This is a genomic window from Promicromonospora sp. NPDC019610, assembly GCF_044389365.1.
Classification (GTDB): Bacteria; Actinomycetota; Actinomycetes; order Actinomycetales; family Cellulomonadaceae; genus Promicromonospora.
The window spans coordinates 719,285-745,101 of the sequence record NZ_JBIRXX010000003.1 but is presented as its reverse complement, the minus strand read 5'-3'; the positions used below and the strand labels follow the sequence as shown (position 1 = coordinate 745,101).

The 25,817-nt window shown below is 71.9% G+C and carries 25 protein-coding genes; 2 read left to right on the top strand and 23 right to left on the bottom strand.

The features are described 5' to 3' along the window. The first annotated feature begins 44 nt into the window (after positions 1-44). Positions 45-1,061, top strand: a complete 1,017-nt coding sequence (locus tag ACH45N_RS24420; RefSeq protein ID WP_377229602.1) for a LacI family DNA-binding transcriptional regulator — start codon at positions 45-47, stop codon at positions 1,059-1,061. A 20-nt stretch (positions 1,062-1,081) separates the two neighbouring features. Here the strand turns inward: ACH45N_RS24420 and ACH45N_RS24415 are convergent, their stop codons facing one another. From ACH45N_RS24415 to ACH45N_RS24405, 3 genes are read right to left on the bottom strand one after another with little or no spacing between them, the layout of a single operon-like run. Next, positions 1,082-2,119 carry a carbohydrate ABC transporter permease gene (locus tag ACH45N_RS24415; RefSeq protein WP_397398536.1) on the bottom strand — a complete coding sequence of 346 codons (1,038 nt, stop codon included), beginning with the start codon at positions 2,117-2,119 and terminating at the stop codon, positions 1,082-1,084. Further along, positions 2,116-3,081, bottom strand: coding sequence for an ABC transporter permease (locus ACH45N_RS24410; RefSeq protein WP_397398535.1), 966 nt, complete (start codon positions 3,079-3,081; stop codon positions 2,116-2,118). Before ACH45N_RS24410 ends, ACH45N_RS24415 begins: the two co-directional genes overlap by 4 nt. Next, on the bottom strand, positions 3,078-4,730 hold the full coding sequence (locus ACH45N_RS24405; protein WP_397398534.1) for an extracellular solute-binding protein: 1,653 nt from the start codon (positions 4,728-4,730) through the stop codon (positions 3,078-3,080). Before ACH45N_RS24405 ends, ACH45N_RS24410 begins: the two co-directional genes overlap by 4 nt. 247 nt (positions 4,731-4,977) lie before the next feature. Between ACH45N_RS24405 and ACH45N_RS24400 the strand changes: the two genes are divergently transcribed. Further along, positions 4,978-7,455 (top strand): beta-glucosidase, encoded by a 2,478-nt coding sequence (locus ACH45N_RS24400; RefSeq protein ID WP_397398533.1) that lies wholly within the window; start codon positions 4,978-4,980, stop codon positions 7,453-7,455. Here ACH45N_RS24400 and ACH45N_RS24395 read toward each other — a convergent pair. The 20 genes from ACH45N_RS24395 to rho all read right to left on the bottom strand — a co-directional run bounded on the left by ACH45N_RS24395 (position 7,448) and on the right by rho (position 25,607). Further along, positions 7,448-8,113 carry a GNAT family N-acetyltransferase gene (locus ACH45N_RS24395; RefSeq protein WP_397398532.1) on the bottom strand — a complete coding sequence of 222 codons (666 nt, stop codon included), beginning with the start codon at positions 8,111-8,113 and terminating at the stop codon, positions 7,448-7,450. The genes ACH45N_RS24400 and ACH45N_RS24395 overlap by 8 nt on opposite strands. 87 nt (positions 8,114-8,200) lie before the next feature. After that, positions 8,201-8,821, bottom strand: a complete 621-nt coding sequence (locus tag ACH45N_RS24390; RefSeq protein ID WP_397398530.1) for a DUF402 domain-containing protein — start codon at positions 8,819-8,821, stop codon at positions 8,201-8,203. A 24-nt stretch (positions 8,822-8,845) separates the two neighbouring features. Next, positions 8,846-10,126, bottom strand: a complete 1,281-nt coding sequence (locus ACH45N_RS24385; RefSeq protein WP_397398529.1) for an N-acetylglucosamine-6-phosphate deacetylase — start codon at positions 10,124-10,126, stop codon at positions 8,846-8,848. A gap of 114 nt (positions 10,127-10,240) precedes the next feature. Then, positions 10,241-10,936 (bottom strand): endonuclease NucS, encoded by a 696-nt coding sequence (gene nucS / locus ACH45N_RS24380; RefSeq protein ID WP_397398528.1) that lies wholly within the window; start codon positions 10,934-10,936, stop codon positions 10,241-10,243. Continuing rightward, positions 10,936-11,361, bottom strand: coding sequence for a DUF2550 domain-containing protein (locus tag ACH45N_RS24375; protein ID WP_020017630.1), 426 nt, complete (start codon positions 11,359-11,361; stop codon positions 10,936-10,938). The genes nucS and ACH45N_RS24375 overlap by 1 nt, the downstream gene beginning before the upstream one ends. Before the next feature lie 12 nt (positions 11,362-11,373). Beyond that, positions 11,374-11,634 carry a F0F1 ATP synthase subunit epsilon gene (locus tag ACH45N_RS24370; RefSeq protein WP_397398527.1) on the bottom strand — a complete coding sequence of 87 codons (261 nt, stop codon included), beginning with the start codon at positions 11,632-11,634 and terminating at the stop codon, positions 11,374-11,376. Between the two features lie 104 nt (positions 11,635-11,738). Continuing rightward, on the bottom strand, positions 11,739-13,223 hold the full coding sequence (gene atpD / locus ACH45N_RS24365; protein WP_397398526.1) for a F0F1 ATP synthase subunit beta: 1,485 nt from the start codon (positions 13,221-13,223) through the stop codon (positions 11,739-11,741). A 57-nt stretch (positions 13,224-13,280) separates the two neighbouring features. Then, complete coding sequence (locus ACH45N_RS24360; RefSeq protein WP_397398525.1) at positions 13,281-14,174, bottom strand: F0F1 ATP synthase subunit gamma; 894 nt, start codon at positions 14,172-14,174, stop codon at positions 13,281-13,283. Positions 14,175-14,176: 2 nt separating this feature from the next. Continuing rightward, on the bottom strand, positions 14,177-15,802 hold the full coding sequence (gene atpA, locus ACH45N_RS24355) for a F0F1 ATP synthase subunit alpha (RefSeq protein ID WP_397398524.1): 1,626 nt from the start codon (positions 15,800-15,802) through the stop codon (positions 14,177-14,179). Between the two features lie 56 nt (positions 15,803-15,858). Beyond that, positions 15,859-16,671 (bottom strand): F0F1 ATP synthase subunit delta, encoded by an 813-nt coding sequence (locus ACH45N_RS24350; protein WP_397398523.1) that lies wholly within the window; start codon positions 16,669-16,671, stop codon positions 15,859-15,861. Further along, on the bottom strand, positions 16,671-17,252 hold the full coding sequence (locus tag ACH45N_RS24345; protein WP_397398522.1) for a F0F1 ATP synthase subunit B: 582 nt from the start codon (positions 17,250-17,252) through the stop codon (positions 16,671-16,673). Before ACH45N_RS24345 ends, ACH45N_RS24350 begins: the two co-directional genes overlap by 1 nt. Further along, positions 17,252-17,488, bottom strand: a complete 237-nt coding sequence (locus ACH45N_RS24340) for an ATP synthase F0 subunit C (protein WP_397398521.1) — start codon at positions 17,486-17,488, stop codon at positions 17,252-17,254. The genes ACH45N_RS24345 and ACH45N_RS24340 overlap by 1 nt, the downstream gene beginning before the upstream one ends. A gap of 128 nt (positions 17,489-17,616) precedes the next feature. Next, entirely contained in the window at positions 17,617-18,582 is a 966-nt protein-coding gene (atpB, locus tag ACH45N_RS24335) for a F0F1 ATP synthase subunit A (RefSeq protein WP_397398520.1), read from the bottom strand. A 65-nt stretch (positions 18,583-18,647) separates the two neighbouring features. Next, the gene (locus tag ACH45N_RS24330; RefSeq protein ID WP_397398519.1) at positions 18,648-19,112 is read right to left on the bottom strand and encodes a hypothetical protein; all 465 of its coding nucleotides are present in this window, start codon (positions 19,110-19,112) and stop codon (positions 18,648-18,650) included. Further along, complete coding sequence (locus ACH45N_RS24325; protein WP_397398518.1) at positions 19,109-20,347, bottom strand: MraY family glycosyltransferase; 1,239 nt, start codon at positions 20,345-20,347, stop codon at positions 19,109-19,111. Before ACH45N_RS24325 ends, ACH45N_RS24330 begins: the two co-directional genes overlap by 4 nt. Beyond that, on the bottom strand, positions 20,344-21,051 hold the full coding sequence (locus ACH45N_RS24320; protein WP_397398640.1) for an L-threonylcarbamoyladenylate synthase: 708 nt from the start codon (positions 21,049-21,051) through the stop codon (positions 20,344-20,346). Before ACH45N_RS24320 ends, ACH45N_RS24325 begins: the two co-directional genes overlap by 4 nt. Positions 21,052-21,070: 19 nt before the next feature. Then, the gene (prmC, locus tag ACH45N_RS24315; RefSeq protein WP_397398517.1) at positions 21,071-22,042 is read right to left on the bottom strand and encodes a peptide chain release factor N(5)-glutamine methyltransferase; all 972 of its coding nucleotides are present in this window, start codon (positions 22,040-22,042) and stop codon (positions 21,071-21,073) included. A 150-nt stretch (positions 22,043-22,192) separates the two neighbouring features. Further along, entirely contained in the window at positions 22,193-23,281 is a 1,089-nt protein-coding gene (gene prfA, locus ACH45N_RS24310; RefSeq protein ID WP_397398516.1) for a peptide chain release factor 1, read from the bottom strand. Between the two features lie 111 nt (positions 23,282-23,392). Continuing rightward, complete coding sequence (rpmE, locus tag ACH45N_RS24305; RefSeq protein WP_119142620.1) at positions 23,393-23,611, bottom strand: 50S ribosomal protein L31; 219 nt, start codon at positions 23,609-23,611, stop codon at positions 23,393-23,395. 133 nt (positions 23,612-23,744) lie between these two features. Further along, positions 23,745-25,607 (bottom strand): transcription termination factor Rho, encoded by a 1,863-nt coding sequence (gene rho / locus ACH45N_RS24300; protein WP_397398639.1) that lies wholly within the window; start codon positions 25,605-25,607, stop codon positions 23,745-23,747. Between the last annotated feature and the right edge of the window lie 210 nt (positions 25,608-25,817).

The window sequence follows — 25,817 nt, the reverse complement described above, 5'->3', positions numbered from 1 at the left end:
GCACCGCGCGCTACCTGCACCGGCACCGACCCGAAGGGAGCACCGTGGCTACGATCGACGACGTCGCGAGGACGGCAGGGGTGTCGACCTCGACCGTGTCCTACGTGCTGTCCGGCAAGCGCCCCATCTCCGCACCCACCCGGGCCCGGGTGGAGCGCGCGATCGAGAAGCTCGGCTACCGCCCCCACGCCGGCGCCCGGGCGCTGGCGTCCGCGCGCACCAACGTCATCGCGCTGATGGCGCCGCTCCGCGTGGGCGTGAACGTGCCGGTCATCATGCAGTTCGTGGCGGGCGTGGTCACGCGGGCGCGCGACTTCGACCACGACGTGCTGCTGCTGACCCAGGACGACGTGAGCGGCCTGGACCGCGTGACCGGCGGATCGATGGTGGACGCGCTGGTCATGATGGACATCGAGGCCGACGACCCGCGCGTACCCCTGGTGGCCGCCGCCAAGCAGCCCACGGTGCTCATCGGCCTGCCGCAGGACCCGGAGGGCCTGAGCTGCGTGGACCTCGACTTCGAGGCCGCGGGCCGGCTCGCCGTGCGGCACCTCGCGCAGACGGGCCACACCGACGTGGCGCTCATCGGCTCGCCGCCCGAGGTGCTGCGGCGGCACACCTCCTACGCCGAGCGGATGATGCGGGGCCTGCGCGAACAGGCCCGCAGCTCCGGCGTGACGGTCAAGGTGGAGGCGTGCGACTCGTCGCCGTCGGGCGCCTCGACCGCCGTCGACACCCTGCTGGCCACCGCCCCGGACACGACCGGCATCGTGGTGCACAACGAGGGCGCCCTGCCCCACGTGCTGTCCCGGCTGACCGAGCGCGGCCTGGTGGTCGGCCGGGACATGTCGGTGGTCGCGGTCTGCCCCACCGACGTGGCGCTGTCCCAGCGCATCCCGATGACCAGCATCGACCTGCCCGCCGAGGGCATCGGCAAGGTGGCCGTGGACATGGTGATGGCGCGCCTCGAGGGCGAGCAGCCGTCCGAGACCCGGCTGCTCGCCCCCGTGCTGACCGAACGCGAGAGCTCGGCGCCCGGCCCCGCCGCCGAGGACGGCTGACGGCGGGAGCGGGCCGCCGCTCATCCCTTGATGGCCCCGAAGATCACGCCCTTCGTGAAGTGCCGCTGCACCAGCGGGTACACGACCAGGATCGGCACGATCGCCAGCACCATCACGGCCATCTTGACCGGCAGGCCGGTCACGGCGCCGTCGGCCACGTCGACCTGGCCGACGCCGCTGCCCGGCAGCGTCACGCCCTGCAGCACGTAGGACCGCAGCACGAGCTGCAGCGGCCACTTCGCGTTGTCGTTGATGTAGAGCATCGCGTTGAAGAACGCGTTCCAGTAGCCGACGCCGTAGAACAGCGCGACCACCGCCACCACGGCCTTGGACATGGGCAGCACGATCTGCCCGAGGATGCGCCAGTCCCCCGCGCCGTCGATCTTGGCCGCGTCCGTGATGGACCGGTCGATCCCCATGAAGAACGCCCGCAGGATGAGCACGTTGAACGCGCTCACGGCCCCCGGGAGGATGAGCGACCAGTAGCTGTCGATCAGCCCCAGGTTGCTCACCAGCAGGTACGTCGGGATCATCCCCGCGCCGAAGAACATGGTGATGAGGAAGACGAACAGGATGGGCCGGTGGGCGAAGGAGCCCGGCCGGCTCAGGCCGTACGCCGCGAGCACGGACACCGTGGTCGAGAGCACGGTGCCGACGACGGTGATGCCGATGCTCACGACCGTGGCCCGCGTGACGATCCCGCCGGACAGGATCTGCTCGTAGGCCGCGAACGTCAGGCCGCCCGGCACCGTGACCAGGCCGCCGGACCGGGTGATGTCCGCCTGGGTCGACAGGCTGGTGAGCACCACCGTGTAGAGGGGATAGACGACCGTGGCCACGATGAGCAGCAGCGCCGCCCCCTTGACCAGGAGCCCCAGCGGGTTGGGGTCCTCCTCCCAGACCGGCCGGTTCCGGCCGCGCAACAGGGCGCGGTACCGGCTCGGGCCGCTCGTCGGCTGCCGGGGCCGGCTCGTTCCAGGTGTGGTGGACGACGGCGCCGGCCGCGCCGGCGTCGGCGTCGTCCGGGTCTCGTTCTCGTTGTCGGTCTCGGCACTCATGCGCGCTGATACACCCCCGCCTCGCCCACCAGGTGGGCGAGCTTGTTGGCCCCGAGCACCAGGGCGAGCGACACCAGGCCCTTGACGAGCCCCGCGGCCGCCGCGAAGGCCCAGTCGCCGTTCACGACGCCCTGGTAGTACACGAACGTGTCGAGCACCTCCGCGACGTCGGTGCCGACGGCACCGCGCTGGAGGATGAGCTGCTCGAACCCGACGGTGAGCGCGTCGCCCAGCCGCAGGATGAGCAGCAGGATGATCACCGGCCGCAGCGCGGGGAGGGTCACGTGCCACATCCGCCGCCACCGGCCCGCGCCGTCGACCACGGACGCCTCGTAGAGCTGGGGGTCCACGGTGGCCAGCGCCGCGAGGAAGATGATGATGCCCCAGCCCGCGTCCTTCCAGACGGACTGCGCCGTGAGCAGCAGCAGGAACGTGTCGGGGTTGGTCATCAGGTCGAAGCCCGTGTACCCCGCCTCCCGCAGCCGGCTCGCCACCATCCCGGCCCCGCCGAAGATCTGCTGGAAGATCGTCACGACGATCACCCAGGAGAAGAAGTGCGGCAGGTACACGATCGACTGGATGGTCGTGCGCAGCCCCGGTGACAGCACGCTGTTCAGGAGCAGCGCGAGCACGATCGGCACCGGGAAGAAGAACACGAGCTGGACCGCGGTGATGACCAGCGTGTTCGCCACGGCGTCGAGGAACAGCGGGTTGGTGAGCACACGCGCGAAGTTGGCCCACCCGATGAACGGGCTCTCCCGGATGCCGACGTACGGCGAGTAGTCCTGCCAGGCCACCACGTTGCCGAGCATCGGCACGTAGGCGAACACGGCCAGCAGCAGCACGGCCGGGGCCACCATGATCAGCAGCGTGCGGTCGCGCCGCGCCCGGACGGTCCAGGGGACCCTGCGCCGCGGCGCCGCGGCCGGCGGGCCGGACGCCGGTGAGGTCGAGGTGCTCACTGCTCGTCCAGGATGTCCTGGTAGAACGCGCGCAGCTCCTCACCGCCGCTGCTGCGCCACGTCTCCACGGCGTCGTCCAGGTCCGCGAGGGTCTTACGGCCGCGCGCGATGTCCTTCTCCAGGTCGACGAACGGCGTGCCGAGTGACGCGAACTGCGACGGCTCCGTGATCTGCCGGCCGTAGAAGAGGGGCTCCTCGACGTACTCGGAGGCGGCGGCCATCCACGTGCAGTAGGCCTCGACGTAGCCCTCGAACTGCACCTGCGCGTTCACCTTCGGCGGGTCCACGAGGAAGATGTACGACGGCGCGACGTCGTCGGCCGCGGCGTCCGTCGCGCGGGGCAGGCCGTCGCCGTCGATCTCGTAGTGCTCGCCCTCGACGCCGAAGTTGACGAGCTGGAACTCCGTGGTGCCGAACGGCGAGGCGAGGAAGTCGGCGGCGGCCAGGAGCTCCTCGATCTGCGCCTTGTCGTCCCGCTTCTTCAGGAACGAGAACATGTCCGCCGGGGCGCCCTTCCAGATCCGCGGCGTGCCGCCGTCGTGGGCGAACGGGTCGAACGGCCGCGGGTCGAAGCCCGGGTTGCTCGGCAGCACGCGGCCCAGGGACTCGTGCCAGCCGCCCACGCCGTCGTTGACGATCAGGATCTCGCCCGACTCGAAGAGGGGCTTCATCTCCTCGGGCTTGTCGGCCACGGCCGTCGGGTGCACCGCGCCCGACCTGTACAGCCGGGCCTGCCAGTCCAGCGCCGCCCGGTACTCCTCGGACTCGACGCGGCTGACCAGCGAACCGTCGTCGGCCAGCTTCCAGCCCTTCTCCGGGGGCACCGCGAACATCATGTTCGCCGTGATCCACTGGTCGGCCGAGCCCCAGCGCTTCCTGCCCGGGTCGGTCAGCTCCTTGGCGAGCTCGATGAACTCGTCGGCGTCCCGCGGCTGCTCGGTGATGCCGAGCTCGGCGAAGAGGTCGGCCCGGTAGAACGTCGCGAGGTGGACCAGCTCCCCGGGGAACGGCAGGCCGTAGAGCTTGTCGTTGAAGACGCCGTAGCGCCAGGCGTCCGTGGGGATGTTGGCGAGGTTCTTGTACTTCGTGACGTTGTCGCCGGACAGGTATGGCGTGAGGTCCTCGAAGAGGGCGTCGACGGCCTGCGCGAACCGCGGCGGGAAGTTCCAGGTGGGCACGCAGACCCAGTCCGGCACGTCCTTCGCGGAGGCGAGCACGGCCGCGAGCTTGTCGCCGTAGGTGTTGCCGTCGGAGATCTGGAACTCGACGGTGGTGCCCATCGCCTCGCTCACGGCGTCGAAGTAGGGGTTGCCGGACGTCTTGGGGATGGCGCTCCACAGCGGCGTCATCGCGGTGTAGCTGCCGCCCGACCCGGGCGGCGTCTCGAAGGCCGTGACCAGCTCGTCCGGGATCGCGGCATAACCGGCGGTGGAGCCGTTGACCGAGGGGAAGTCCGGCTTGACGTACTCGACCGGCACGTAGGTGGGCAGCACGCCCGAGCTCACGGTGGCGCCGCCCTGCGCGGGACCCGCCGCGCCCGTGGTGCAGGCGGTGAGCAGGGACGGGACGCCGACGACGCCGGCGCCGACCGCGAGGAAACCGAGGAACGACCGGCGGCTGAGCCCGCCGGTCAGGTGGGGTCCTGTCATGGCTCTTCACTCCTTTGTGGACAGCGCGGCACGTCTGTGTGCCCGGACACGTTGGAGATTCGGACACCTCGACGTCGAAGCGCTTCGACCTCCATCGTTGCCAGAACAGTAGGGCAAACGCAGAAGTCGAGGCAATGATTCGCCCAGAATTGGGCAATTGACCATTGAACCGTTTCGAGGACCGGGCCTACTCTTCGACCGGACGCAGACCGCCCGCGCCACCCCGACGCCAAGGGAGCACGACGACGTGCCGAACCAGATGCACCCCCTCTTCCGCGACCCCGCCGCGCAGCTCACCGACCGGGCCCGCGACCTGCTGGACCGCCTCACGCCCGACGAACGGCTGACCCTGCTGCACCAGCACCAGCCCGCGATCGAGCGGCTCGGCCTCGCCCCCTTCCACACGGGCGCCGAGGCGCTGCACGGCGTCGCGTGGCTCGGCCGCGCCACCGTGCTGCCCCAGCCCGTGGGTCTGGGGGCCACGTGGGACACCGACCTGCTCCGCCGCCTCGGTGACCTGGTCGCCACCGAGCTGCGGGCCAAGCACGCCGCCGACCCGGCGGTCTCCCTGAACGTCTGGGCGCCCGTGGTGAACCCGCTGCGGCACCCCGCGTGGGGCCGCGGCGAGGAGGGGTACAGCGAGGAGCCGCGGCTCGTCTCGCAGCTCGCGACGGCGTACTGCTCCGGGCTGCGCGGGGACCACCCGACGGTCTGGAAGACGGTCCCGGCGCTCAAGCACTTCCTCGGGTACGGCAACGAGACCGACCGCTCGGCGACGTCGTCCAACCTGTCGGAGCGCACCCTGTACGAGTACGAGCTGCCCGCCTACCGCGGCCCGGTCGAGGCGGGTGTCGCCGGCGCCGTGATGCCGTCGTACAACCTGGTCAACGGAGTTCCGGCACACACGTCGGGCGACCTGCTGGCCGAGCTGCGCTCGTGGGCGCCCGGGTCGGTGGCCGTGGTGTCGGACGCCGGCGCGCCCACCTTCCTGGTCACCGTCCAGCGGGCCTTCGACTCCCACGCCCAGGCCCACGCCGCGGCCGTGCGCGCGGGCCTCGACTCGTTCACGGACAACGACACCGACCCGTCGCTCACGCTGGACCGGCTGCGCGAGGCCCTGGCGGCCGGGCTGCTGACCCAGGACGACGTCGACACCGCTGCGCTGCGCCTGCTGGAGCTGCGGCTGCGCACGGGCGAGCTCGACAGCGGCGCGGACCCGTACGCGGGCATCGGCCCCGACGCGATCGACCTGCCCGAGCACCGGGTGCTGGCGCGCGAGGCGGCGGCGAAGTCCGTGGTGCTGCTGCGCAACGACGGGACGCTGCCGCTGGGCGCGCCCGGCCGCATCGCCGTCGTCGGCCCCCTGGCCGACCGGGTGCTCACCGACTGGTACTCCGGCACCCCGCCGTACGCCGTCCCGCTCGCCCGGGCCGTCGCGGAGCGCTACCCCGGCGCCGTCGTGGACGTCGTCGACGGCGCGGACCGGGTGGCACTGCGCGCCACGTCCTCCGGCCGGTACGTGACGGTCACCGCCGACGGCGAGGTGAGCGTGTCCGCGCCGGACGCCGGGCCGGCGACCCACCTGGACATGACCGACTGGGGCGACGGCCTGCTGACGCTCCGGTCGGTCGCCTCGGGCCGGCTCCTGACGGGCGCGGGCTGGATCCTGGCCGCCGACGCCGAACGGGTCGGCGGCTGGGTGGTGCAGGAGTCGTTCCGGCGGCACCACCACGCCGACGGGACGTGGTCGCTGCTGCACGTCGCGAGCGGGCGGTGGGTCCGGGTGCAGCTCGGGTCCGGGCTGCTCGTGGCCGAGGCGACACGGCTCGCGGACGCCGAGCGGTTCGCGTGGCGCACCGTCGTCGCGGGGCACGCCGAGGTGGCCCGGGTCGCGGCGGCCGCCGACGTCGTGCTCGTGGCCGTGGGCAACGACCCGCACCTGGGCGGGCGCGAGACCGAGGACCGGACGTCGCTCGCGCTGCCGGAGCAGATGGCCGAGACCTGGCGGGTCGCGCGCGAGGCGTGCCCGGCGGCGGTGCTGGTCATCACGTCGTCGTACCCGTACGTGCTGGGACCGGGGGTGCCCGACGCGCCGGCTGGGGAGGACGGCGCGGGCACCGGGGCGCTGGTGTGGGCCGCGCACGGCGGGCAGGAGGCCGGGAACGGCCTGGTGGACGTGCTGTCCGGCGATGCGGAGCCGTACGGGCGGCTCGCGCAGACCTGGCCGGCCACCGAGGCCCAGGTGGGCGACCTGTTCGACTACGACGTGGCCCGCCAGGGCGTCACCTACCGGCACCTGGCGGGCGAGCCCGCGTACTGGTTCGGGCACGGGCTGAGCTACACGACCGTCGCCTACGAGGGCCTGCGGCTGGAACGCGGGGCCGGCGGGACCGGCGCCACCGGCGGGGCCGGGCCGGAGCAGGGCGACGGGATCACCGCCGTGGTCGCGGTGCGCAACACCGGCGAGCGCCCTGTGGACGAGCTCGTCGCCGTGCACGGCCTGTCGCCCGACCTGCCGGTGCCTGCCGCCCGGCGCCAGCTCCTGGGCCACGCGCGCGTGCGGCTCGCCCCGGGCGCGACCGCCGAGGTGCCGGTGCCGCTGGACCTGGGCGCGCTCGCCGTCCGGCACGACGGCGCCATGGTGCTGCAGCCGGGCACGTACACGGTGGCGTCCGGGCCGTCGGCCGGGGACCTGCGGGTGCGGGCCGAGCTGGCCCTCAGCTGAGCTCGCGCTCGGCGTGCTCCCGGTCGAGGATGGCGAAGACCAGCTCGGTGGACCATCCGCCGTCGCGCACGTCGCTCTCCACGAGGCGGGCCTCCTGCCGCAGGCCCAGCCGCTGGACCACGCGGACGGACGGGAGGTTCTCCTCGTCGATGCGCGCGAACACGCGGTGGAAGCCGTAGGACTCGAAGGCCAGCCGCAGGGTGGCCCGCACGGCCTCGGTGGCCAGCCCGTGGCCGCCGACGTCGGGGTGCAGGGCATAGCCGACCTCGGCCTGCCGGGGACCGACCGCCCACTTGAGCATGGTCTCGCCGATGACGTCGCCGTCCGACTCGACGGCGAGCACCAGCACGTCGCCCGGCTCCTCGAACGGTGCGCTCGACCAGGTGCGGAGCTTCACGTCCGCCGTCTGGCGGTCCCAGGGCGGCTGGTACATGAACCGCACCACGTCGGGGCGGGAGCGCCAGGCGAAGAACGCCTCCGCGTCGTCCGGGGCGACTGGACGGAGCGTGAGGCGTGAGGTGACCACCGGCCAGCGGGGGTCGGCGCGGTAGGCGCGCGGGAGGCGGTCGGGCAGGCCGTCGGCCGGGCCGGCGGAGCCCGGGCCGGGCGGCGGTGCGGCGGGTCGGGGCGTGGAGGCGGGCGGGACGGAAGAGGGCACGGTCCGACCGTAGCGCCCGCGACCCGGGTTGCCACCGGAATTGGGGTGGTATCTCCGGGCGATTCGGCCGTGCCGGCAGGTCGTCGGTCAGCGCGCCTCGAACGGCACGCCCTCCCAGCCGGCCGGCACCTCGCGGGGCTCCCACGAGGTGTCGGGCGTCCAGTCGGCCCAGGCCTTGTCCCACCAGAGCTCGCCGGCGTCGAGCAGCCCGGCGATCCGGGCGCCCTCGGCGCGGATCTGCTCCATCCGGCCGGGGTACCGGTCGGGGCCGGTCTCCTCGAACTCGACGACGTCCTTGAACTCGTAGGTCTCGGCGTCGGCCGCCCACCACACGTCCAGCTCGTGGTCGAGCGTGTCGAACCCCATCGCGGTGCGGCGCGGCGCGTCCTCCAGGTTGAAGTACCAGCCCTGGAACGCACGCTCGGGGCCGTCCCAGAACAGGAAGAGGGAGTGCTCCACGCCGGCCCAGTGCAGCTCGAGGCGCCCGTGGCCGCGCCAGCGCGTGCTGCCCGCCAGCTTCCAGGGGTGCTCCCCCACCGGGAAGGTGCCCGAGGCCGGGTACGCCAGCGGTGTGCCGCCGGGCGTGTAGGTGACGAGCAGGTCGCCGTCGTCCTGCACGCAGACCTGCGGGATCGCGATCCAGGGCTCGCCGCGCATGATCTCGCGGCGTACCACCGTCTGACCGGGCCGGAAAACGGGAGACGTCATGGCCGGAACGCTAACAGCGACGAGTTACGCCCCGGCGACATCGACGTCAACACCGTGGCGCAGCACGCGGACGGGCCGCAGGTCGGCGTCCGTGACCAGCACGTCGGCGCGGGCACCGGGCGCCAGGGTGCCGACCTCGCCGGCCAGCCCCAGCACCCGGGCGGGCACCGCCGTCGCCGAGCGCACGGCGTCGACCAGGGGGACGCCGCCGCGCACGGCGTGCCGCACGACGTCGATCAGGTGCGCCGTGCCGCCGGCGATGGGCCCCTCCTCCTCCGGCTCGCCGGGGGCGGCCCGGGGAGCGGCGATCCGGGCGACGCCGTCGTGCACCACCACCGACATCGGGCCCAGCTCGTAGCGGCCGTCGGCCACGCCGGCCGCCGCCATCGCGTCGGTCACGAGCACCACGTGGTCCGGGCCCACCGTGTCGAACACCGAGCGGACGGTCGCGGGGTCGAGGTGCACGCCGTCGCCGACGAGCTCGACGACCATGTCGCCGCGGGACGCCGCCGCCAGGCAGGCCGCGATCGGACCCGGCTTGCGGTGGTGCAGCGGGCGCATGCCGTTGAAGAGGTGGGTGGCGGTCATGGGTCCGGGTGTCCGGCCCGCCGGGTGGTCCGCCGTGTGGCCCGCCGCCCGCAGCGCCGCCGTGACCTGCTCGATCAGCGCCTCGGCCTGCTCGGTGCTGCCGTCGGTGTGGCCCAGGGAGGGCAGCACGCCCGCCTCGACCAGCGCCTCGGCGACGCCCCCGGGTCCCGTCACGCCGGGCACCTCCGGCGCGACGGTCATGGTGCGCAGGTGTCCCCGGGCGGCCGCGGCCAGGTCACGGACCAGCTCGACGCTGCCTTCTTGCAGGTCAGCCGGGTTGTGGGCGCCCCGGCGCCGGTACGAGAGGAACGGCCCCTCCGCGTGCAGGCCCTCGATCTCGCCCGCCTCGGCGAGCTCGGCCAGCACCGCGGCCTGCCGCAGCAGCACCTCCGGCCGGGCCGTCACGAGCGACGCGAGCAGGGTGGTGGTGCCGTGGGCGCGGTGCTCCAGCACCCCGACCATCGCCTCGTCGGCCGAGGTGGCGTCCGGGAACGAGGCGCCGCCCCCGCCGTGGTTGTGCAGGTCCACGAGCCCCGGCAGCACGAACGTCCCGGGTGCGGGCGGCACACCGTCGAGGGCGGGTCCGTGGCCGGCCTCGAGGGCGTCGACCACCGACCCCGCGAACGCGACGCGCCCGCCGTGGGCGACGAGCACGCCGTCGTCCACCACGGAAGAACTCAGCACCAACCGCCCACGCACGACAAGGGATTCAGACACACGGACATCCTGCCACCCACCACACCCCACCCTGCCCCGCTGAGTGCGGGATATCTGCGGCATCGAATCGTTTCGTAGCCGCAGATAGCCCGCACTCAGCGGAAGGGGTGAGTCCTAGAAGAGGCGGGACGTCGGGTCGTCGACGCCGCGCATGGCGTCGTAGTCCAGCAGAAGCGTCTTGATGCCGCGGTCCTTCGCCAGGACGCGGGCCTGCGGCTTGATCTCCTGGGCCGCGTAGACCCCCTGGACCGGGGCCAGCAGGGGGTCACGGTTGAGCAGCTCCAGGTACCGCGTGAGCTGCTCGACGCCGTCGATGTCGCCGCGGCGCTTGATCTCCACCGCGACGGTGGAGCCGGAGCCGTCCCGCGCGAGGATGTCCACCGGGCCGATGGCCGTGGGGTACTCGCGCCGGACCAGGGTGTGCCCGGCGCCCAGCAGCGCGATCTGCTCGGCGAGCAGCTCCTGCAGGTGCGCCTCCACACCGTCCTTCACGAGGCCCGGGTCGATGCCCAGGTCGTGGGCGGAGTCGCTGTGCACGGTGAACAGCTCGACCTCGAGCCGGTCGTCCGACTTGGCGTGCTGGACGGTCCACACCTCGGTGACCCCGCGCTCGGCGGCCTCAGCGGAAGGCTCGCGCACCGTCAGGGTGCACGGGGGGCTCATCCAGTTCAGCGGCTTGTACGAGCCGCCGTCCGAGTGGATCAGCACGCTGCCGTCAGCCTTGACCACGAGCAGCCGCGTCGCCGGCGGGAGCATCGCGGTCAGGCGGCCCGTGTAGAGGGCGGAGCAGTCTGCCACGACCAGCCGCATCAGAGAACCAGATCCTGTCGTCCGGGAGGGGCGGCCTCGAGCCAGGAGGCGAGGCCGAAGTAGTCGCCGGCAGCGAGGTCGAGCTCGAAGTCGAGCCCGTCGTACCGGCACTGGACGAGGTAGTGGTCGCCCTGACCACGCTCGTCCGGGTCCAGCGGGGTGCGGCTCGTCACGGTGAGCCGCTCCCGGTACCACGTGCGGGCCGGACGGGGTGACAGCGACCAGCACCGCCACCACTCGATCCGGCCCACCGCGTACTGCGCGATGCCCGGCGTCCAGGAACCCTCGGGGTTACCGGTCGCCCGGGCACTGCAGTCGAACGATCCGACCCTCCGGGAGAGGGTCCGCAGCCGGGAGATCCCGGCCGCGATCACGAGCGCGAGCGCCCCGAGTACCGCAATCGCGATCCATACGACGCCCGGCACGCGCGCTCTCCCTCAGACCAGGGAGATCTCGTCGACCACGAGGGTGACGAGGTTGTTGTCCACGGACACGAAGCCGCCGGTGACCTGGGCCTCCACGGCCGGGCCCGACGCCGTCTGCACCTTGACGGTACCGGGGCGAAGCACCGCCAGCAGCGGCGTGTGGTTCGCCAGGATGCCGATCTGGCCGTCGGCGGACGGCGCACTCACCTGCGTCGCCGCGCCGCTCCAGACCTTGCGGTCCAGGGACACGAGGTCCACGCTCAGCTCTGCCACGAGAGCTCCTTCCGATGTAGCGGGCGTGCTGCCACCCCTGCCGGGTTGCCCGATTCTAAGGGGTCCGGCGGGGCGGCATCACGCACGGGGGGACGGACGAGACCTCAGGCCCCGTACTCCTTCTGGATCCGTGCCCAGTTCTCCTCGAGCATCTCAAGCCCGCCGATGTTGTAGAAGGCCTGCTCGGCGATGTGGTCGAACTCACCGGCGCAGATCTTCTTGAACGCCTCGATGGTCTCCGACAGCGGCACCGTCGAGCCCACCACGCCCGTGAACTTCTCGGCCATGTAGGTGTTCTGGGAGAGGAACTGCTGGATGCGACGCGCACGCGCGACGACCGTCTTGTCCTCCTCCGAGAGCTCGTCCACACCGAGGATGGCGATGATGTCCTGCAGCTCCTTGTTGCGCTGCAGGATCGACTTGACCTCGGTGGCCACATCGTAGTGCTCCTGGCCCACGTACCGCGGGTCGAGGATGCGCGAGGTGGAGGCCAGCGGGTCGATCGCCGGGTACAGACCCTTCGACGCGATCTCACGGGAGAGCTCGGTCGTCGCGTCCAGGTGGGCGAACGTCGTGGCCGGGGCCGGGTCTGTGTAGTCGTCAGCCGGCACGTAGATGGCCTGCAGCGACGTGATGGAGTGACCACGCGTCGAGGTGATGCGCTCCTGGAGGAGGCCCATCTCGTCGGCCAGGTTCGGCTGGTAGCCCACGGCGGACGGCATACGGCCGAGCAGCGTGGAGACCTCGGAACCGGCCTGCGTGAAGCGGAAGATGTTGTCGATGAAGAGCAGCACGTCCTGCTGCTGCACGTCACGGAAGTACTCCGCCATCGTCAGCGCCGACAGGGCCACGCGCAGACGCGTGCCCGGCGGCTCGTCCATCTGGCCGAAGACGAGGGCGGTCTTGTCGAAGACACCCGCCTCGTCCATCTCGGCGATCAGGTCGTTGCCCTCACGGGTGCGCTCGCCGACACCGGCGAACACCGACACACCACCGTGGTCCTGGGCCACACGCTGGATCATCTCCTGGATGAGGACCGTCTTGCCGACGCCCGCACCACCGAAGAGACCGATCTTGCCACCCTGCACGTACGGGGTCAGCAGGTCGATGGACTTGATGCCCGTCTCGAACATCGTGGTCTTCGACTCGAGCTGGTCGAAGGCCGGCGCCTTGCGGTGGATCGGCCAGCGCTCGGTGACCTCGAACTTCTCGCCCTCGGCGAGGTTCAGGACCTCGCCGGTGACGTTGAAGACGCGGCCCTTGGTGATGTCGCCGACGGGCACGCTGATGGGCTCGCCCGTGTCGGTCACCACGGCGCCGCGGACCAGGCCGTCGGTCGGCTTGAGCGCGATGGCACGCACCAGGGAGTCGCCCAGGTGCTGCTCGACCTCGAGGGTCAGGGTGAACGTGTTCTCGTCCTCGCCCTGGCCGGACAGGTCGATCTGGACGGTCAGCGCGTTGTAGATGTCGGGGATCGCGTCCTCGGGGAACTCGATGTCCACGACGGGGCCGATCACCCGAGCGACCCGGCCAGTTGCCGGCTCGGTCGGGGCCGCGCCGTGAGGTGATTCCACGGTGGTGGCGGTCATGGTTGCCTCGCTTCGGTGGGCCGGAGGGTCCTCCGGCGGGGAGTCTTTTCGGTTGGTTCAGGACGCCAGGGCGTCAGCACCGGAGACGATCTCGCTGATCTCCTGGGTGATGTCGGCCTGGCGGGCCTGGTTGGCCAGTCGGGTGTACGTGCGGATCAGGTCCTCGGCGTTGTCGGTCGCCGTGTGCATGGCCCGCTGCCGCGCGGCGAGCTCGGACGCGGCGGCGTCGAGCAGCATCGCGTAGATGCGCTGCTGCACGTAGCGCGGGAGCAGCTCGTCCAGCACGGCCTCGGGCGACGGCTCGAAGTCGTAGAGCGGCAGGGCCTCGTGCTCGTCGGCCTCGGAGACGCCCTCGACCACCTCGAGCGGCAGCATGCGCACCACGCGGGCGCGCTGCGTCACCATGTTGACGAACAGCGTGGAGACCACGTGCAGCTCGCTGACACCGCCGTCGGGCTCCTCCGCGAGGAACACCTCGAGCAGCGTCTCCGCGATGTCCTCGGCCGCCTCGCGCGTCGGCTTCTCCGAACCGTACGACCAGCTCTTGGCGATCTCCCGCCCGCGGAACGTGTAGTACGCGATCGCGCGGCGGCCGGCCACATAGAGCACGACCTCCTTGCCCTCGGCCGTCAGCTGCCCGATGAGCTTCTCGGCCTCGCGGACGATCGCCATCGGGTAGGAGCCGGCCATGCCTGCGTCGGAGGAGACCACGAGGACGGCGACGCGGTTGCCGCCCTCCTCCCGCGTGAGCGGGTGGTCGACGTCGGTGTGCGACGCGACAGCCGACACCGCGCGGGTGATCGCCTGTGCATACGGCGCCGCCGCCGCTGCCGCCGCCCGGGCCTTGCCGATGCGGGACGCGGCGATCAGCTCACGCGCGCGGAAGATCTTCTTCAGCGACTGCGTCGACTTGATCCGCGCCTTGTAGATGCGCTGAGCTCCACCGGCCACGGTCAGGCCTTCTTCTTGACGACGATCTGCTCCTGCTGGACGTCCACGTCGCCCTCGACCTCACCACCGACGAGCGCGGTGCCGTCGGCCCGCTGGAAGCCGGCACGGAAGTCGTCCACGGCGGCGCTGAGCGCCTCCTCCGTGTCGGACTCCAGCTTGCCGGTCTCGCGGATCGTGGAGAGCACGTCCGTCTTGCGGCGCAGGTGGTCCAGCAGCTCGGACTCGAACCGCTTGACGTCCTCGACCGCGACGTCGTCCAGCTTGCCCTTGGTACCGGCCCACACGGCCGCGACCTGGTCCTCGACCGCGTACGGCGAGTACTGGGGCTGCTTGAGCAGCTCCGTCAGGACGGCGCCGCGCTGCAGCTGGGCGCGCGACGCGGCGTCCAGGTCGGACGCGAACATCGCGAACGCCTCGAGCGAGCGGAACTGCGCCAGCTCCAGCTTCAGCGTGCCGGAGACCTTCTTCATCGCCTTGATCTGCGCGTCGCCACCGACTCGGGAGACCGAGATACCGACGTCCACGGCGGGGCGCTGGTCGGCGTTGAACAGGTCGGACTGCAGGAAGATCTGGCCGTCCGTGATGGAGATGACGTTGGTCGGGATGTACGCCGAGACGTCGTTCGCCTTGGTCTCGATGATCGGCAGACCGGTCATCGAGCCCGCGCCCAGCTCGTCCGAGAGCTTCGCACAACGCTCCAGCAGACGGGAGTGCAGGTAGAACACGTCACCCGGGTAGGCCTCGCGGCCCGGCGGACGGCGCAGCAGCAGCGACACGGCACGGTAGGCCTCGGCCTGCTTCGACAGGTCGTCGAAGATGATCAGGACGTGCTTGCCCGAGTACATCCAGTGCTGGCCGATGGCCGAGCCGGTGTACGGGGCCAGGTACTTGAAGCCGGCCGGGTCGGACGCCGGAGCCGCGACGATGGTCGTGTACTCGAGCGCGCCAGCCTCCTCCAGGGCGCCACGCACGGAGGCGATGGTCGAGCCCTTCTGGCCGATGGCGACGTAGATGCAGCGGACCTGCTGGTTCGGGTCGCCGGTCTCCCAGTTCGCCTTCTGGTTGATGATCGTGTCGACCGCGATCGCCGTCTTGCCGGTCTGGCGGTCGCCGATGATCAGCTGACGCTGACCACGGCCGATCGGGATCATCGAGTCGATCGCCTTGATGCCGGTCTGCAGCGGCTCGTGCACCGACTTGCGCTGCATGACGCCGGGCGCCTGCAGCTCCAGGGCACGGGTGCCCTCGGTGGCGATCTCGCCCAGGCCGTCGATGGGGGTGCCCAGCGGGTCGACCACGCGGCCGAGGTAGCCCTCGCCCACGGGGACCGAGAGCACCTCACCGGTGCGGCGGACCTCCTGGCCCTCCTCGATGCCGGTGAACTCGCCCAGGACGACCACACCGATCTCGCGGACGTCCAGGTTCTGCGCGAGGCCGAGCGTGCCGTCCTCGAAGCGCAGCAGCTCGTTGGCCATCACGCCCGGGAGGCCCTCGACGCGGGCGATGCCGTCCGCGGCGTACGCGACGCGGCCCACCTCCTCGGTGACCGCTTCCTGGGGCTCGTAGGCCTTCACGAAGCTGTCCAGTGCGGCCCGGACCTCGTCCGGCCGGATCGTCAGCTCAGCCATTGCTCTTCTCCTGTCGTGGCCGCGAGAGCCGCGGCGGAAGGTTCTTGTTCACGTTTTCAGCCGGCCAGACGACGCTGAGCGTCAGCAAGGCGCGACAGGACGGTGGAGTCGACGACGTCCGCGCCGACCTGGATGCGCATGCCCCCGACGACGGTGGGGTCCACGGTGACGTTCAGCTGGACGGGCTTGCCGTACGAGCGCTGGAGGATGGCGCCGAGGCGCTCCTCCTGCTCGCGCGTCAGCACCGTCGCACTCGTCACGGCGGCGACGAGGCGCTGACGGCGTTCCGCCGCGACCTCGCCGAACCAGCCGATCGTCTGCACGAAGCGACGGCCACGCAGCGACGACGTCGCGCGCTGCGCCAGGCGCTGGGTCACGGTGTCGACCTTGCCACCGACCAGTGCGTCCACGAGCGCCACACGGCGCTCCGGAGCGGTCGAGGCGTCCGAGAGGACCTGCTTGGCCTCCCGCTGGCCGACGAGCGACCGGCTGAGCCGGAACAGCTCGTCCTCGACCGTCTCCAGCGCGCCGCGCGCCTCGGCGGAAGCCAGCACGGCATCCACGCCGAGGCGCTCGACGGCATCGGCCAGGTCCTCGTCGCTCGACCAGCGTGCCCGGACGAGCCCGGACACGAGGTCGACCACGCGCTCGTCGAAGCCGCGCAGCAGGCTGGCCACCAGGCCGGCCTTGGCCTCGCCCTCGCGGGAGGGGTCGGCGAGCGAGCGGCGCAGCGCGGCGGAGTCGTCGAGCGCCGACACCAGGGTGAGCAGCTGCTCCCCCAGCGTCAGCGCGTCCGCACCCGCGGCACGCAGCACCGGCTCGAAGCGCTCCTGCGCCGCCGTCAGCGATGCCCCGCTCGATCCCCGCATCACGCCTCCTTGTTGCTTGCCACGGCCTGGCTCGCCTCGAGCTCGTCGAGGAACCGGTCGACCACGCGCGACTGCCGGGCCGAGTCCTCGAGGGACTCGCCCACGATCTTCGACGCGAGCTCGGTCGCGAGCGCGCCGACCTCGGTGCGCAGGGACACCGACGCGGCCTGCCGCTCGGCCTCGATCTGACGGTGCGCGGTCTCGGTGATGCGCTCCGCCTCCTCGCTCGCCTTGGCCTTGAGGTCCTTGACGATGGCGGTGCCCTCGGCACGCGCCTCCTCGCGGACCTGCGCGGCGTCGGCACGAGCCTCGGCCAGCAGCGCCTGCTGCTGCGCCAGAGCCTCGTCGGCCGCCTTCTGCGCGGCCTCGGCCTTCTCGATGCCGCCCTCGATGAGGGTGGCGCGCTCGTCCAGGATCTTGTTCATCGGCGGCAGGATGAACTTGTAGAACGCCACGGCGATGATCAACAGGATCACCGTCGACCACAGCAGGTCGTATCCGGCGGGCAGGAACAGGTCGATGCCCGCGGGCTCCTCTGTCTGCGCCGCCACGACCCCGGCAGCGCCCGTGAGCGCAGCCATCACGCGGCGGGGAAGAGGAAGCCGGCGACCAGGCCGAGAAGCGCGAGCACCTCGACGAACGCGACACCCAGGAACATGGTGGCGCGGAGCTGGCCGGCGACCTCGGGCTGGCGGGCCATACCCTCGATCGTCTTGCCGATGAGGATGCCGAGACCGATACCCGGGCCGGTCGCGGCGAGGCCGTAGCCGACAGCGTTCAGGTTACCGGTCACTGCGGCGAGAGTGGTGACGTCCACTTGCGTCTTCCTTCCGTTGGGCGCCGCACCGGATGGTGCGGCGTCGCGTGGTGTGCGAAGGCGCTGGTGCGCCCGTCGCGGGTTTTCCAGGTGAAGCTGTGCAGCGCCGCCCGGAGGAGCGAGCACCGTCAGTGCTCCTCCTCCAGCGACATGTTGATGTAGACCGCGGCCAGCAGCGCGAAGATGTACGCCTGCAGGAACGCGACCAGGAGCTCGAAGAGCGTCACGAACAGGCCGGCGGGCAGGGTCAGGATGCCGAAGGCCATCAGCCCGCCGCCCGCGGAGTCCACGACGAAGAACTGCGTGGCGGCGAAGCAGAGCACCAGCATGATGTGACCGGCGACCATGTTGGCCACGAGTCGGACCGCCAGCGAGCCCGGCCGGATGACCAGGAGCTGGAGCAGCTCGATCGGCGTCAGGATGAAGTAGATCGGCCACGGCACGCCGGGCGGGAACAGGTTCGCCTTGAGGTAGCCGCCCAGGCCGTGCTTCCGGATGCCGACGGCCCAGTAGGTGACGAACACCCAGAGCGCGAGCAGCAGCGGGATGCCGATCCGCGAGGTACCGGCCAGGTTCAGGCCCGGGATGACGCTGGTGACGTTGAACGCCAGGATCGCCAGGAAGATCGTGGTCAGCATGGGGACGAAACGCTTGGCGTTGTCCTTGCCCAGGATCTCCTCGGCGATCTGCACCCGGACGAAGTCCAGCAGGTACTCGACGCCGGCCTGGAAGCGGCCCGGCACCACCTTGGCGCGGCGCGCGGCGATCAGGAAGACCGACAGCAGCACCAGCGTGGCGATGATGCGGATGATCCAGATGCGGTCGATCTGGAAGATTGTGCCCTCGAAGAGAATGGCCGACGGGAAGAAGTCGGCGATCGACGGCGTGTGGAAGCCGCCCTCACCCTCGTGGCCTTCGGTGGCGGCGAGGATTACGGACGTCGCATACGTGGACAGGAGGACTCCCAGGTGGTCATTCGGCCCCGCGCGCGTTTCCCGCTGTGTGGCGGAACGGGCGCGCCGTCGGGCCTGGCCGTCATGGATTCGTCGTAAGCCTAACCTATGTCCCATGCGGTTCCGGCCGTAGAACCGCATGACACGGCCCCTTGTGACTTATTGCGCAACCCCGCGTCAGGTCGTGGGCCGCTCATGGGGTCCGGTCAGGGCTTGGTGTCGGGCTGAGCCTCGGGCTCGACGTACGGCAGGCGGCCGTTCCGGACCGCGCGGTAGTCGAGCAGCGCGGAGCCGACGGCGCCCAGCAGCAGCACGACGAACAGGACGACCCGGTCGTAGAAGTCGAACTGCGTGATGATCACCAGGACGACGATCAGCACCACCATCTTGGCGAGCCAGCTGCCCATCACCACGGCGCCCATGGCGGCCGGCCCCTTGCCGACGGTGTAGAGCATGGACCACACCGTGGTGGCGCAGAAGAACGCGGCGAGCGCGGCGCCGATCAGGGCGCCCCACAGCCCGGGCAGGCCCGCGACCAGCAGACCGACCAGCGACCCCAGGACGGCGAGGCCGCCCACGAGGATCAGGCAGTCACGCAGGGCCGCACGCAGCACCGCCTGCTCGGCAGCGCCCCGGGGCGCGTCGGGGGCATCGGGTGCCTGCTCGGTCATTCGACGGTCTCCTTGGTCTTGACGGTGGTCTGCGCGGCGACACTCTCCGTGGCGCTCTGCGGTGCGACGGCGGCCGGTACGCTGCCGGCCCCGACGGCGGCGGGCACCATGGGGGTCTGCCCCGACAGCGCGACGTCGTCGTCCAGGAACCGGCCGCGGTTGCGGAGCGGGCCGAGGGTGGCCAGCAGCGCGAGCACCACGAACACGGTGGTCCAGATCAGCACGATCTCCCAGTCCCACTGGACGAGGGCCGCGGCGCTGAAGGCGAACACGGCGGTCCACACGTACAGGATCACGACGGCGCGGCGGTGCGAGTGGCCGAGGGCCAGCATGCGGTGGTGCAGGTGCATGCGGTCGGGCGCCATGGGCGACTTGCCGGCGGCCAGCCGCCGGATCACCGCGAGCCCCATGTCCAGCAGCGGCAGCATGAGCACCGCCACCGGCAGGAGCAGCGGGATGAACGCGGGCAGGGCCTGCGAGCCGGTCATCACGTCGGGCGTGACGTTGCCGGTCACGGTGATCGCCGCGCCGGCCATGACGAGGCCGATCAGCATCGACCCGGCGTCGCCCATGAAGATGCTCGCCGGATGGAAGTTGTAGGGCAGGAAGCCCACGCACACGCCCACGAGCACCGCCATCATCAGCGAGGCCAGGGAGGAGTAGTCCTCTGCCGAGACCTGCTGGGTGAGCCCGTAGGTGTACAGGAAGAAGGCGGCGCCGCCGATCGCGACGATGCCGGCGGCCAGGCCGTCGAGGCCGTCCACGAAGTTCACGGCGTTCATCGCGACCACGACGGCCAGGACCGTCACCACGAGCGACATGCGCGACGACGGGATGGTCGTCCCGGCGATCGGCAGCGTGATGAGCTGGACGCCCTGCAGCGCCATGAACCCGGCGGCCAGCACCTGGCCCGCGAGCTTGGTGACCCAGTCGAGGTCCCACTTGTCGTCGGCCCAGCCGAGCGCGCACACGATCGCGGCACCGCCCACGATGCCCCACGCCTGGCGGTCCTCGAAGACCCCTGACAGGAACGGCATCTGGGAGGCCAGCATGACCGAGACGACGATGCCGATCAGCATGGCGAGCCCGCCGAGCCGGGGCGTCGGCACGGAGTGCACGTCGCGGGCCCGCACGGCGGAGATGGCCGAGGTCTTGAGCGCGACCCAGCGCGCGAAGGGCGTGGTCAGGAACGTGACCGCGGCGGCCACGAGCATCAGGAGCAGGTACACCCTCACTCGTCGTCCTCCGCGGCGGGGGCCGGGGGCGCGATCGGGTCGTCCTCCGGCGACGCCGCAGGGCCTTCGACATCCGTGATCTTCCGCAGCTCGTCCAGCGGCACGGCGCCCTCGCGGACGACCCGCAGCACCGGCCCGGTCGCGTCCACGATCGTGGAGGCGACGCCGCCGGGCGCCGCTCCCCCGTCGAGGTAGATCGCGACCGACGCCCCGAGCTGGGACACGGCGTCCGCCACGTCCTGCGCGGCGGGGCTGCCGGACTTGTTCGCGCTGGAGACGGCCAGCGGGCCGGTGCGCTTCAGGAGGGCGAGTGCCGCGGGGTGGTCCGGCATGCGCAGGGCGACGGTGCCGCCCGTGTCGCCGAGGTCCCACTGCAGCGACGGCTGCGCGTTCAGGATGACGGTGAACCCGCCGGGCCAGAAGGCCTCGACCAGCTTGCGGGCCTCGTCGGGCACGTCGGTGGCGAGGCCGTCGAGCGTCGCGACCTCACCCACGAGGACCGGCGGCGGCATCTGCCGCCCGCGGCCCTTGGCCGCGAGCAGGGCCGCGACCGCGACCTCGTCGAACGCGTCGGCCGCGATGCCGTACACGGTGTCGGTGGGCAGGACCACGAGGCCGCCACGGGAGATCGCATTCACTGCCTCGTCGATCGCGGGGCCCCAGGACTGCGGGTCGGTGGCGTCGAGCACGGGCTGCACAGGCACACTCACGCGGACCAGTCTTTCACGATCCGGGCCCGGGACGGTCCAGCCGGCGTGCGACCACCATGCGGGGCCGGCCGGTCAGGTCCTTGCGCGTCTCCGGCTCCCCGAACACGGGCCTGCCCTCGGTGTCGCGCGCGGCCGCGACCATCGCCCGCGCGGCCTCCGCCTGGACCTCCGCGTGCTCCATGACGTACAGGCCGCCGGCCCGCAGCAGGCGCGCGGCGGCGTCCGTGATGCCGCGCGGCACCTCCAGCCCGTCGGGCCCCAGCCCGTACAGCGCGACGGCCGGGTCGTGCTCGGCGACCTCCGGGTCCACGGGCACGGCGTCCGACGGGACGTAGGGCGGGTTCGAGACGACGACGTCGGCCGTCCCGTCGACCCCGTACAGGGCCGTGCGGGCGTCGCCCTTGACCAGCCGGACGATCCGCTCGGGGGCCGAGTCGGGGTCCGCCTGCGGGTCCGCCGCCGCGGCGGGGTCCAGGCCCGCGGCGACGGCGCTCAGGGTGTCGACGTTCCGCGCCGCCCACGCGTGGGCGTCCTTGTCCAGCTCGACGGCGTGCACCCGCGCGCCGGGCACCTCGGTGGCCACGGCCAGCGCGATGGCCCCGGACCCGGTGCACAGGTCGACGACGACGGCGCCGCCCCGCTCGCCCACGACCTTGGCGGCCTCGTCGATCGCCACCTGGGCGACCTCCTCCGTCTCGGGCCGCGGCACGAACACCCCCGGGCCGACGGCCAGCTCCAGGTGCCGGAACGGCGCGACGCCGGTCAGATGCTGCAGGGGCTCACGGGCGGCCCGCCGGGCGACCAGGCGCGCGAACGCGGCGGCCGCGTCGTCGGGTACCTCGCGACCGAGCACGGTCAGCCGCAGCAGCTCCCCGCGGTCCACCCCGAGGGCGTACGCCAGCAGCGCCTCCGCGTCTGCCTGGGGCGACCCGACCCCGGCGTCCGCCAGCTCCTCATGGGCCCACTTCAACAGCTGCGCGCTCACCGCACTCCTCCGACCACGACAAAAGCCTGCCCGACCGCGCCGCCGGCCGCCAGACCCGGGGCGCACGGACCGGGCGTGCGGCTCCCGGAGGCCGGGCCGGGCCCGGACGCCGGGCCGGCCTCGGAGCCCGGGCCTGCCACGGGCCCTCCGTCAGACACCGGAGGCCTCGGCGAGCCGGGCGGCCTCGTCGGCGTCGATCGCGGAGCGGACCACAGGACCCAGGTCTCCGTCGAGCACCTGGTCGAGGTTGTACGCCTTGTAGCCCGTGCGATGGTCGGCGATCCGGTTCTCCGGGAAGTTGTACGTGCGGATGCGCTCGGACCGGTCCACGGTACGCACCTGCGAGCGGCGCAGCTCGGCCGACTCGGCGGCCGCGGCCTCCTGCTGCGCGGCGAGCAGCCGGGCCCGCAGCACGCGCATCGCCTGCTCGCGGTTCTGGAGCTGCGACTTCTCGTTCTGCATCGAGACGACGATGCCCGTGGGCACGTGGGTGATGCGCACGGCGGAGTCCGTGGTGTTCACGGACTGCCCGCCCGGGCCGGAGGACCGGTAGACGTCGATGCGCAGGTCGTTCTGGTCGATCTCGAGCTCCCCCGGGTCGTCGACCTCGGGGAACACGAGCACGCCCGCCGCCGACGTGTGGATGCGGCCCTGCGACTCGGTGACCGGCACGCGCTGCACGCGGTGCACACCGCCCTCGTACTTCAGGCTGTGCCAGACGCCGTCCTCGGGGCCCTGGACACTCTTGGCCTTGATCGCCACCTGCACGTCCTTGTAGCCGCCCAGGTCGGACGCCGTGGCCTCCAGGAGCTGCGTGGACCAGCCGCGCTGCTCGGCGTACCGCAGGTACATGCGCAGCAGGTCGCCCGCGAACAGCGCGGACTCCTCGCCGCCCTCGCCGGCCTTGATCTCGAGGATCACGTCGCGGCCGTCGTCGGGGTCGCGCGGCACCAGGACCCGGCGCAGCTTCTCCTCCGCGGTCGACTCGGCCTCGCGGAGCGCGGGCAGCTCCTCGGCGAACGAGGCGTCCTCGGCCGCGAGCTCGGCGGCGGCCTCGGCGTCGTCGTGCGCCTGCTCCCACGCCTTGTACGCGCCCACCACCTGGTTGAGCTCCGCGTACCGGCGGCCCAGCGTGCGGGCGCGACCCGGGTCGGCGTGCACGGCGGGGTCCGCCAGCGCCGTCTCGATCTCGGCGTGCTCGCTGAGCAGCGGTCCGACGGCGGCGAACGCTTCGGTCACGATCTCTCCCTGGTACGGCGGCGGGTCTGGGCAAAGCAACAGCGCCGGTGGTCCGGCGCCCGACTGCCCCTGGAGAGGTTGTCGGACCGGACCACCGGCGCTGCGGAGTCGCTACTTGTCGGCGGCCTTCTTGCCGTAGCGCGCCTGGAACCGGGCCACGCGGCCACCGGTGTCCATGATCTTCTGCTTGCCCGTGTAGAACGGGTGGCAGGCGCTGCAGACGTCGGCGCTGATCTTGCCGGACGTCTCGGTGCTACGCGTCGTGAAGGTGTTGCCGCAGGTGCAGGTGACCTGGGTGACGACGTACTCGGGGTGGATTCCAGCCCTCATGTTGCTCCTTGGTGAGATGCCACTGGGTCGCCCTGCAGAACCGCGAGGACGTGAACCAGCGAGCCAGCCAGTAATTGTGCCACTACCTTGCCCGGATCGGCGAGGCAGTGGGGTGTGACATGGACCGTTCGGACTAGACGGTCTCGCCGACGTTGTCGTCCTCGGTGAGACCACCCGGCGTCGTCTTCTGCACGTGCAGCAGGAACTCGACGTTCGTCTTGGTCTTCTTGAGCTGACCGAGCAGCAGCTCGGCGGCCTGCGTCTGGTCGAGCGCGCCCATGACGCGGCGCAGCTTGTAGACGATCGCGAGCTCGTCCTTCGACATGAGGATCTCCTCGCGCCGGGTGCTCGAGCCGTTGACGTCGATCGCCGGGAAGATGCGCTTCTCGGCCAGGGACCGCGACAGGCGCAGCTCCATGTTGCCGGTGCCCTTGAACTCCTCGAAGATCACCTCGTCCATCTTCGAGCCGGTCTCGACGAGAGCCGTCGCGAGGATGGTCAGCGAGCCGCCGTCCTCGATGTTGCGGGCGGCGCCGAAGAACTTCTTGGGCGGGTAGAGCGCGGCGGCGTCCACACCACCGGACAGGATGCGGCCCGACGCCGGGGCGGCCAGGTTGTAGGCGCGCGACAGGCGGGTGATGCCGTCGAGCAGCACCACGACGTCCTGGCCCAGCTCCACGAGGCGCTTGGCGCGCTCGATGGCGAGCTCGGCGACCAGCGTGTGGTCCGAGGCGTGGCGGTCGAAGGTCGAGGAGATGACCTCGCCCTTGACCGAGCGCTCGAAGTCGGTGACCTCCTCGGGGCGCTCGTCCACCAGCACGACCATGAGGTGGACCTCAGGGTTGTTGGCGGTGATCGCGTTGGCGATCTGCTGCATCATCAGCGTCTTGCCGGCCTTGGGCGGCGCGACGATGAGGCCGCGCTGGCCCTTGCCGATCGGCGCGACGATGTCGATGACGCGCGGCGTCAGCTTGGTCGCCTCGGGGTTCTCCAGGCGCAGGCGCTCCTGCGGGTACAGCGGCGTCAGCTTGGTGAACTCGGGGCGCTCCCGCGCCTCCTCCGGCGTCATGCCGTTCACCGTGTCCAGGCGCACCAGGGCGTTGAACTTGTTGACCTTGGCGTTGCGGCCGGTCGGCTGCTGCGGCGGCTCCTCGCCCTCGCGCGGCTGGCGCACGGCGCCCACGACGGCGTCGCCGCGGCGCAGGCCGGCCTTCTTGACCTGGTTCAGCGACACGTAGACGTCGTTGTTGCCGGGCAGGTAGCCCGACGTCCGCACGAACGCGTAGTTGTCGAGGATGTCGAGGATGCCGGCGACGGGCAGCAGCACGTCGTCCTCGCGCACCTCGACGTTCTCGAGGCCCGCGACGTCCGGACCCTGGCGGCCGCGGCCGCGCTTGCGGTCCCGGCCCCGGTCGCGGCCCCGGCGGCGGCGCGAGTTGCGGTCGTCGTCGAGGTCGCCGGCGGCGGTCCGGTCGGCGCCGCGGTCCGCGCCGCGGTCGGCGGTGCGCTCCACGGTCCGGGTGGTGCCCCGCTCGGACCGGTCGGCGGTGCGGTCGCCCGCGCGCTCGGCGCCGCGGTCGGCACCGCCGCGCGCGGCACGGCCGTTGGCGGCCTGGCCGTTGCGGGTCTTGTCCTCGGCGGACTTGTCGGCGGTGCCGTCGGCGGCACCCTGTCCGGCGCCACGACGGCGTCCGTTCTGCTCCCGCGGCGCCGCGACGGCGTCGGCCAGCTGGGCGAGACGGGCGGCCTTGTCGGCTTCCGTGCTCGCGGCGGCGCGCACACCCGAGGTGGTGACCTCGGCGGCGGCGACCGGCGCCTCGCTACGGGCAGGCTTGTCAGTGGTGGGCAGCTCCGGGATCGAAGCGGCACGGGCCGGGCGCTTCGTCGCGCCACCCGTCTTCTCGCGGATCGAGTCCACGAGGTCGCTCTTGCGCATCCTGGAGGTGCCCTTCACGCCCAGGTCTCCGGCGAGTGCCTGGAGCTCGGCGAGGCGCATGCTGCTCAGCGCTCCGGTGCCGGCCGCACGGCCGGTGGCTGACTGAGCGTTATCGGTGGTGTCTGTCACGAAGGACCCTTCCCCCTCGAACTGCGGCTGGTCGCCTGATCGCGGGCCGCGGGATAGTGGGCGCCCGGCGCCGAACGGCCGGAACGCGGAAAACCTCGCATCAGTGGTACGGCGAAGACGGCTGACGGGGGCGTTGTCTGC

What these genes read in the sequence shown, in the direction of transcription:
- ACH45N_RS24415 (WP_397398536.1), bottom strand. Translation starts at nt 2,119, where the DNA reads ATGAGTGCCGAGACCGACAACGAGAACGAGACCCGGACGACGCCGACG.
- ACH45N_RS24405 (WP_397398534.1), bottom strand. Translation starts at nt 4,730, where the DNA reads ATGACAGGACCCCACCTGACCGGCGGGCTCAGCCGCCGGTCGTTCCTC.
- ACH45N_RS24390 (WP_397398530.1), bottom strand. Translation starts at nt 8,821, where the DNA reads ATGACGTCTCCCGTTTTCCGGCCCGGTCAGACGGTGGTACGCCGCGAG.
- nucS (WP_397398528.1), bottom strand. Translation starts at nt 10,936, where the DNA reads ATGCGGCTGGTCGTGGCAGACTGCTCCGCCCTCTACACGGGCCGCCTG.
- atpD (WP_397398526.1), bottom strand. Translation starts at nt 13,223, where the DNA reads ATGACCGCCACCACCGTGGAATCACCTCACGGCGCGGCCCCGACCGAG.
- atpA (WP_397398524.1), bottom strand. Translation starts at nt 15,802, where the DNA reads ATGGCTGAGCTGACGATCCGGCCGGACGAGGTCCGGGCCGCACTGGAC.
- ACH45N_RS24350 (WP_397398523.1), bottom strand. Translation starts at nt 16,671, where the DNA reads ATGCGGGGATCGAGCGGGGCATCGCTGACGGCGGCGCAGGAGCGCTTC.
- ACH45N_RS24345 (WP_397398522.1), bottom strand. Translation starts at nt 17,252, where the DNA reads ATGGCTGCGCTCACGGGCGCTGCCGGGGTCGTGGCGGCGCAGACAGAG.
- atpB (WP_397398520.1), bottom strand. Translation starts at nt 18,582, where the DNA reads ATGCGGTTCTACGGCCGGAACCGCATGGGACATAGGTTAGGCTTACGA.
- ACH45N_RS24330 (WP_397398519.1), bottom strand. Translation starts at nt 19,112, where the DNA reads ATGACCGAGCAGGCACCCGATGCCCCCGACGCGCCCCGGGGCGCTGCC.
- rpmE (WP_119142620.1), bottom strand. Translation starts at nt 23,611, where the DNA reads ATGAGGGCTGGAATCCACCCCGAGTACGTCGTCACCCAGGTCACCTGC.
- rho (WP_397398639.1), bottom strand. Translation starts at nt 25,607, where the DNA reads ATGCGCCTCGCCGAGCTCCAGGCACTCGCCGGAGACCTGGGCGTGAAG.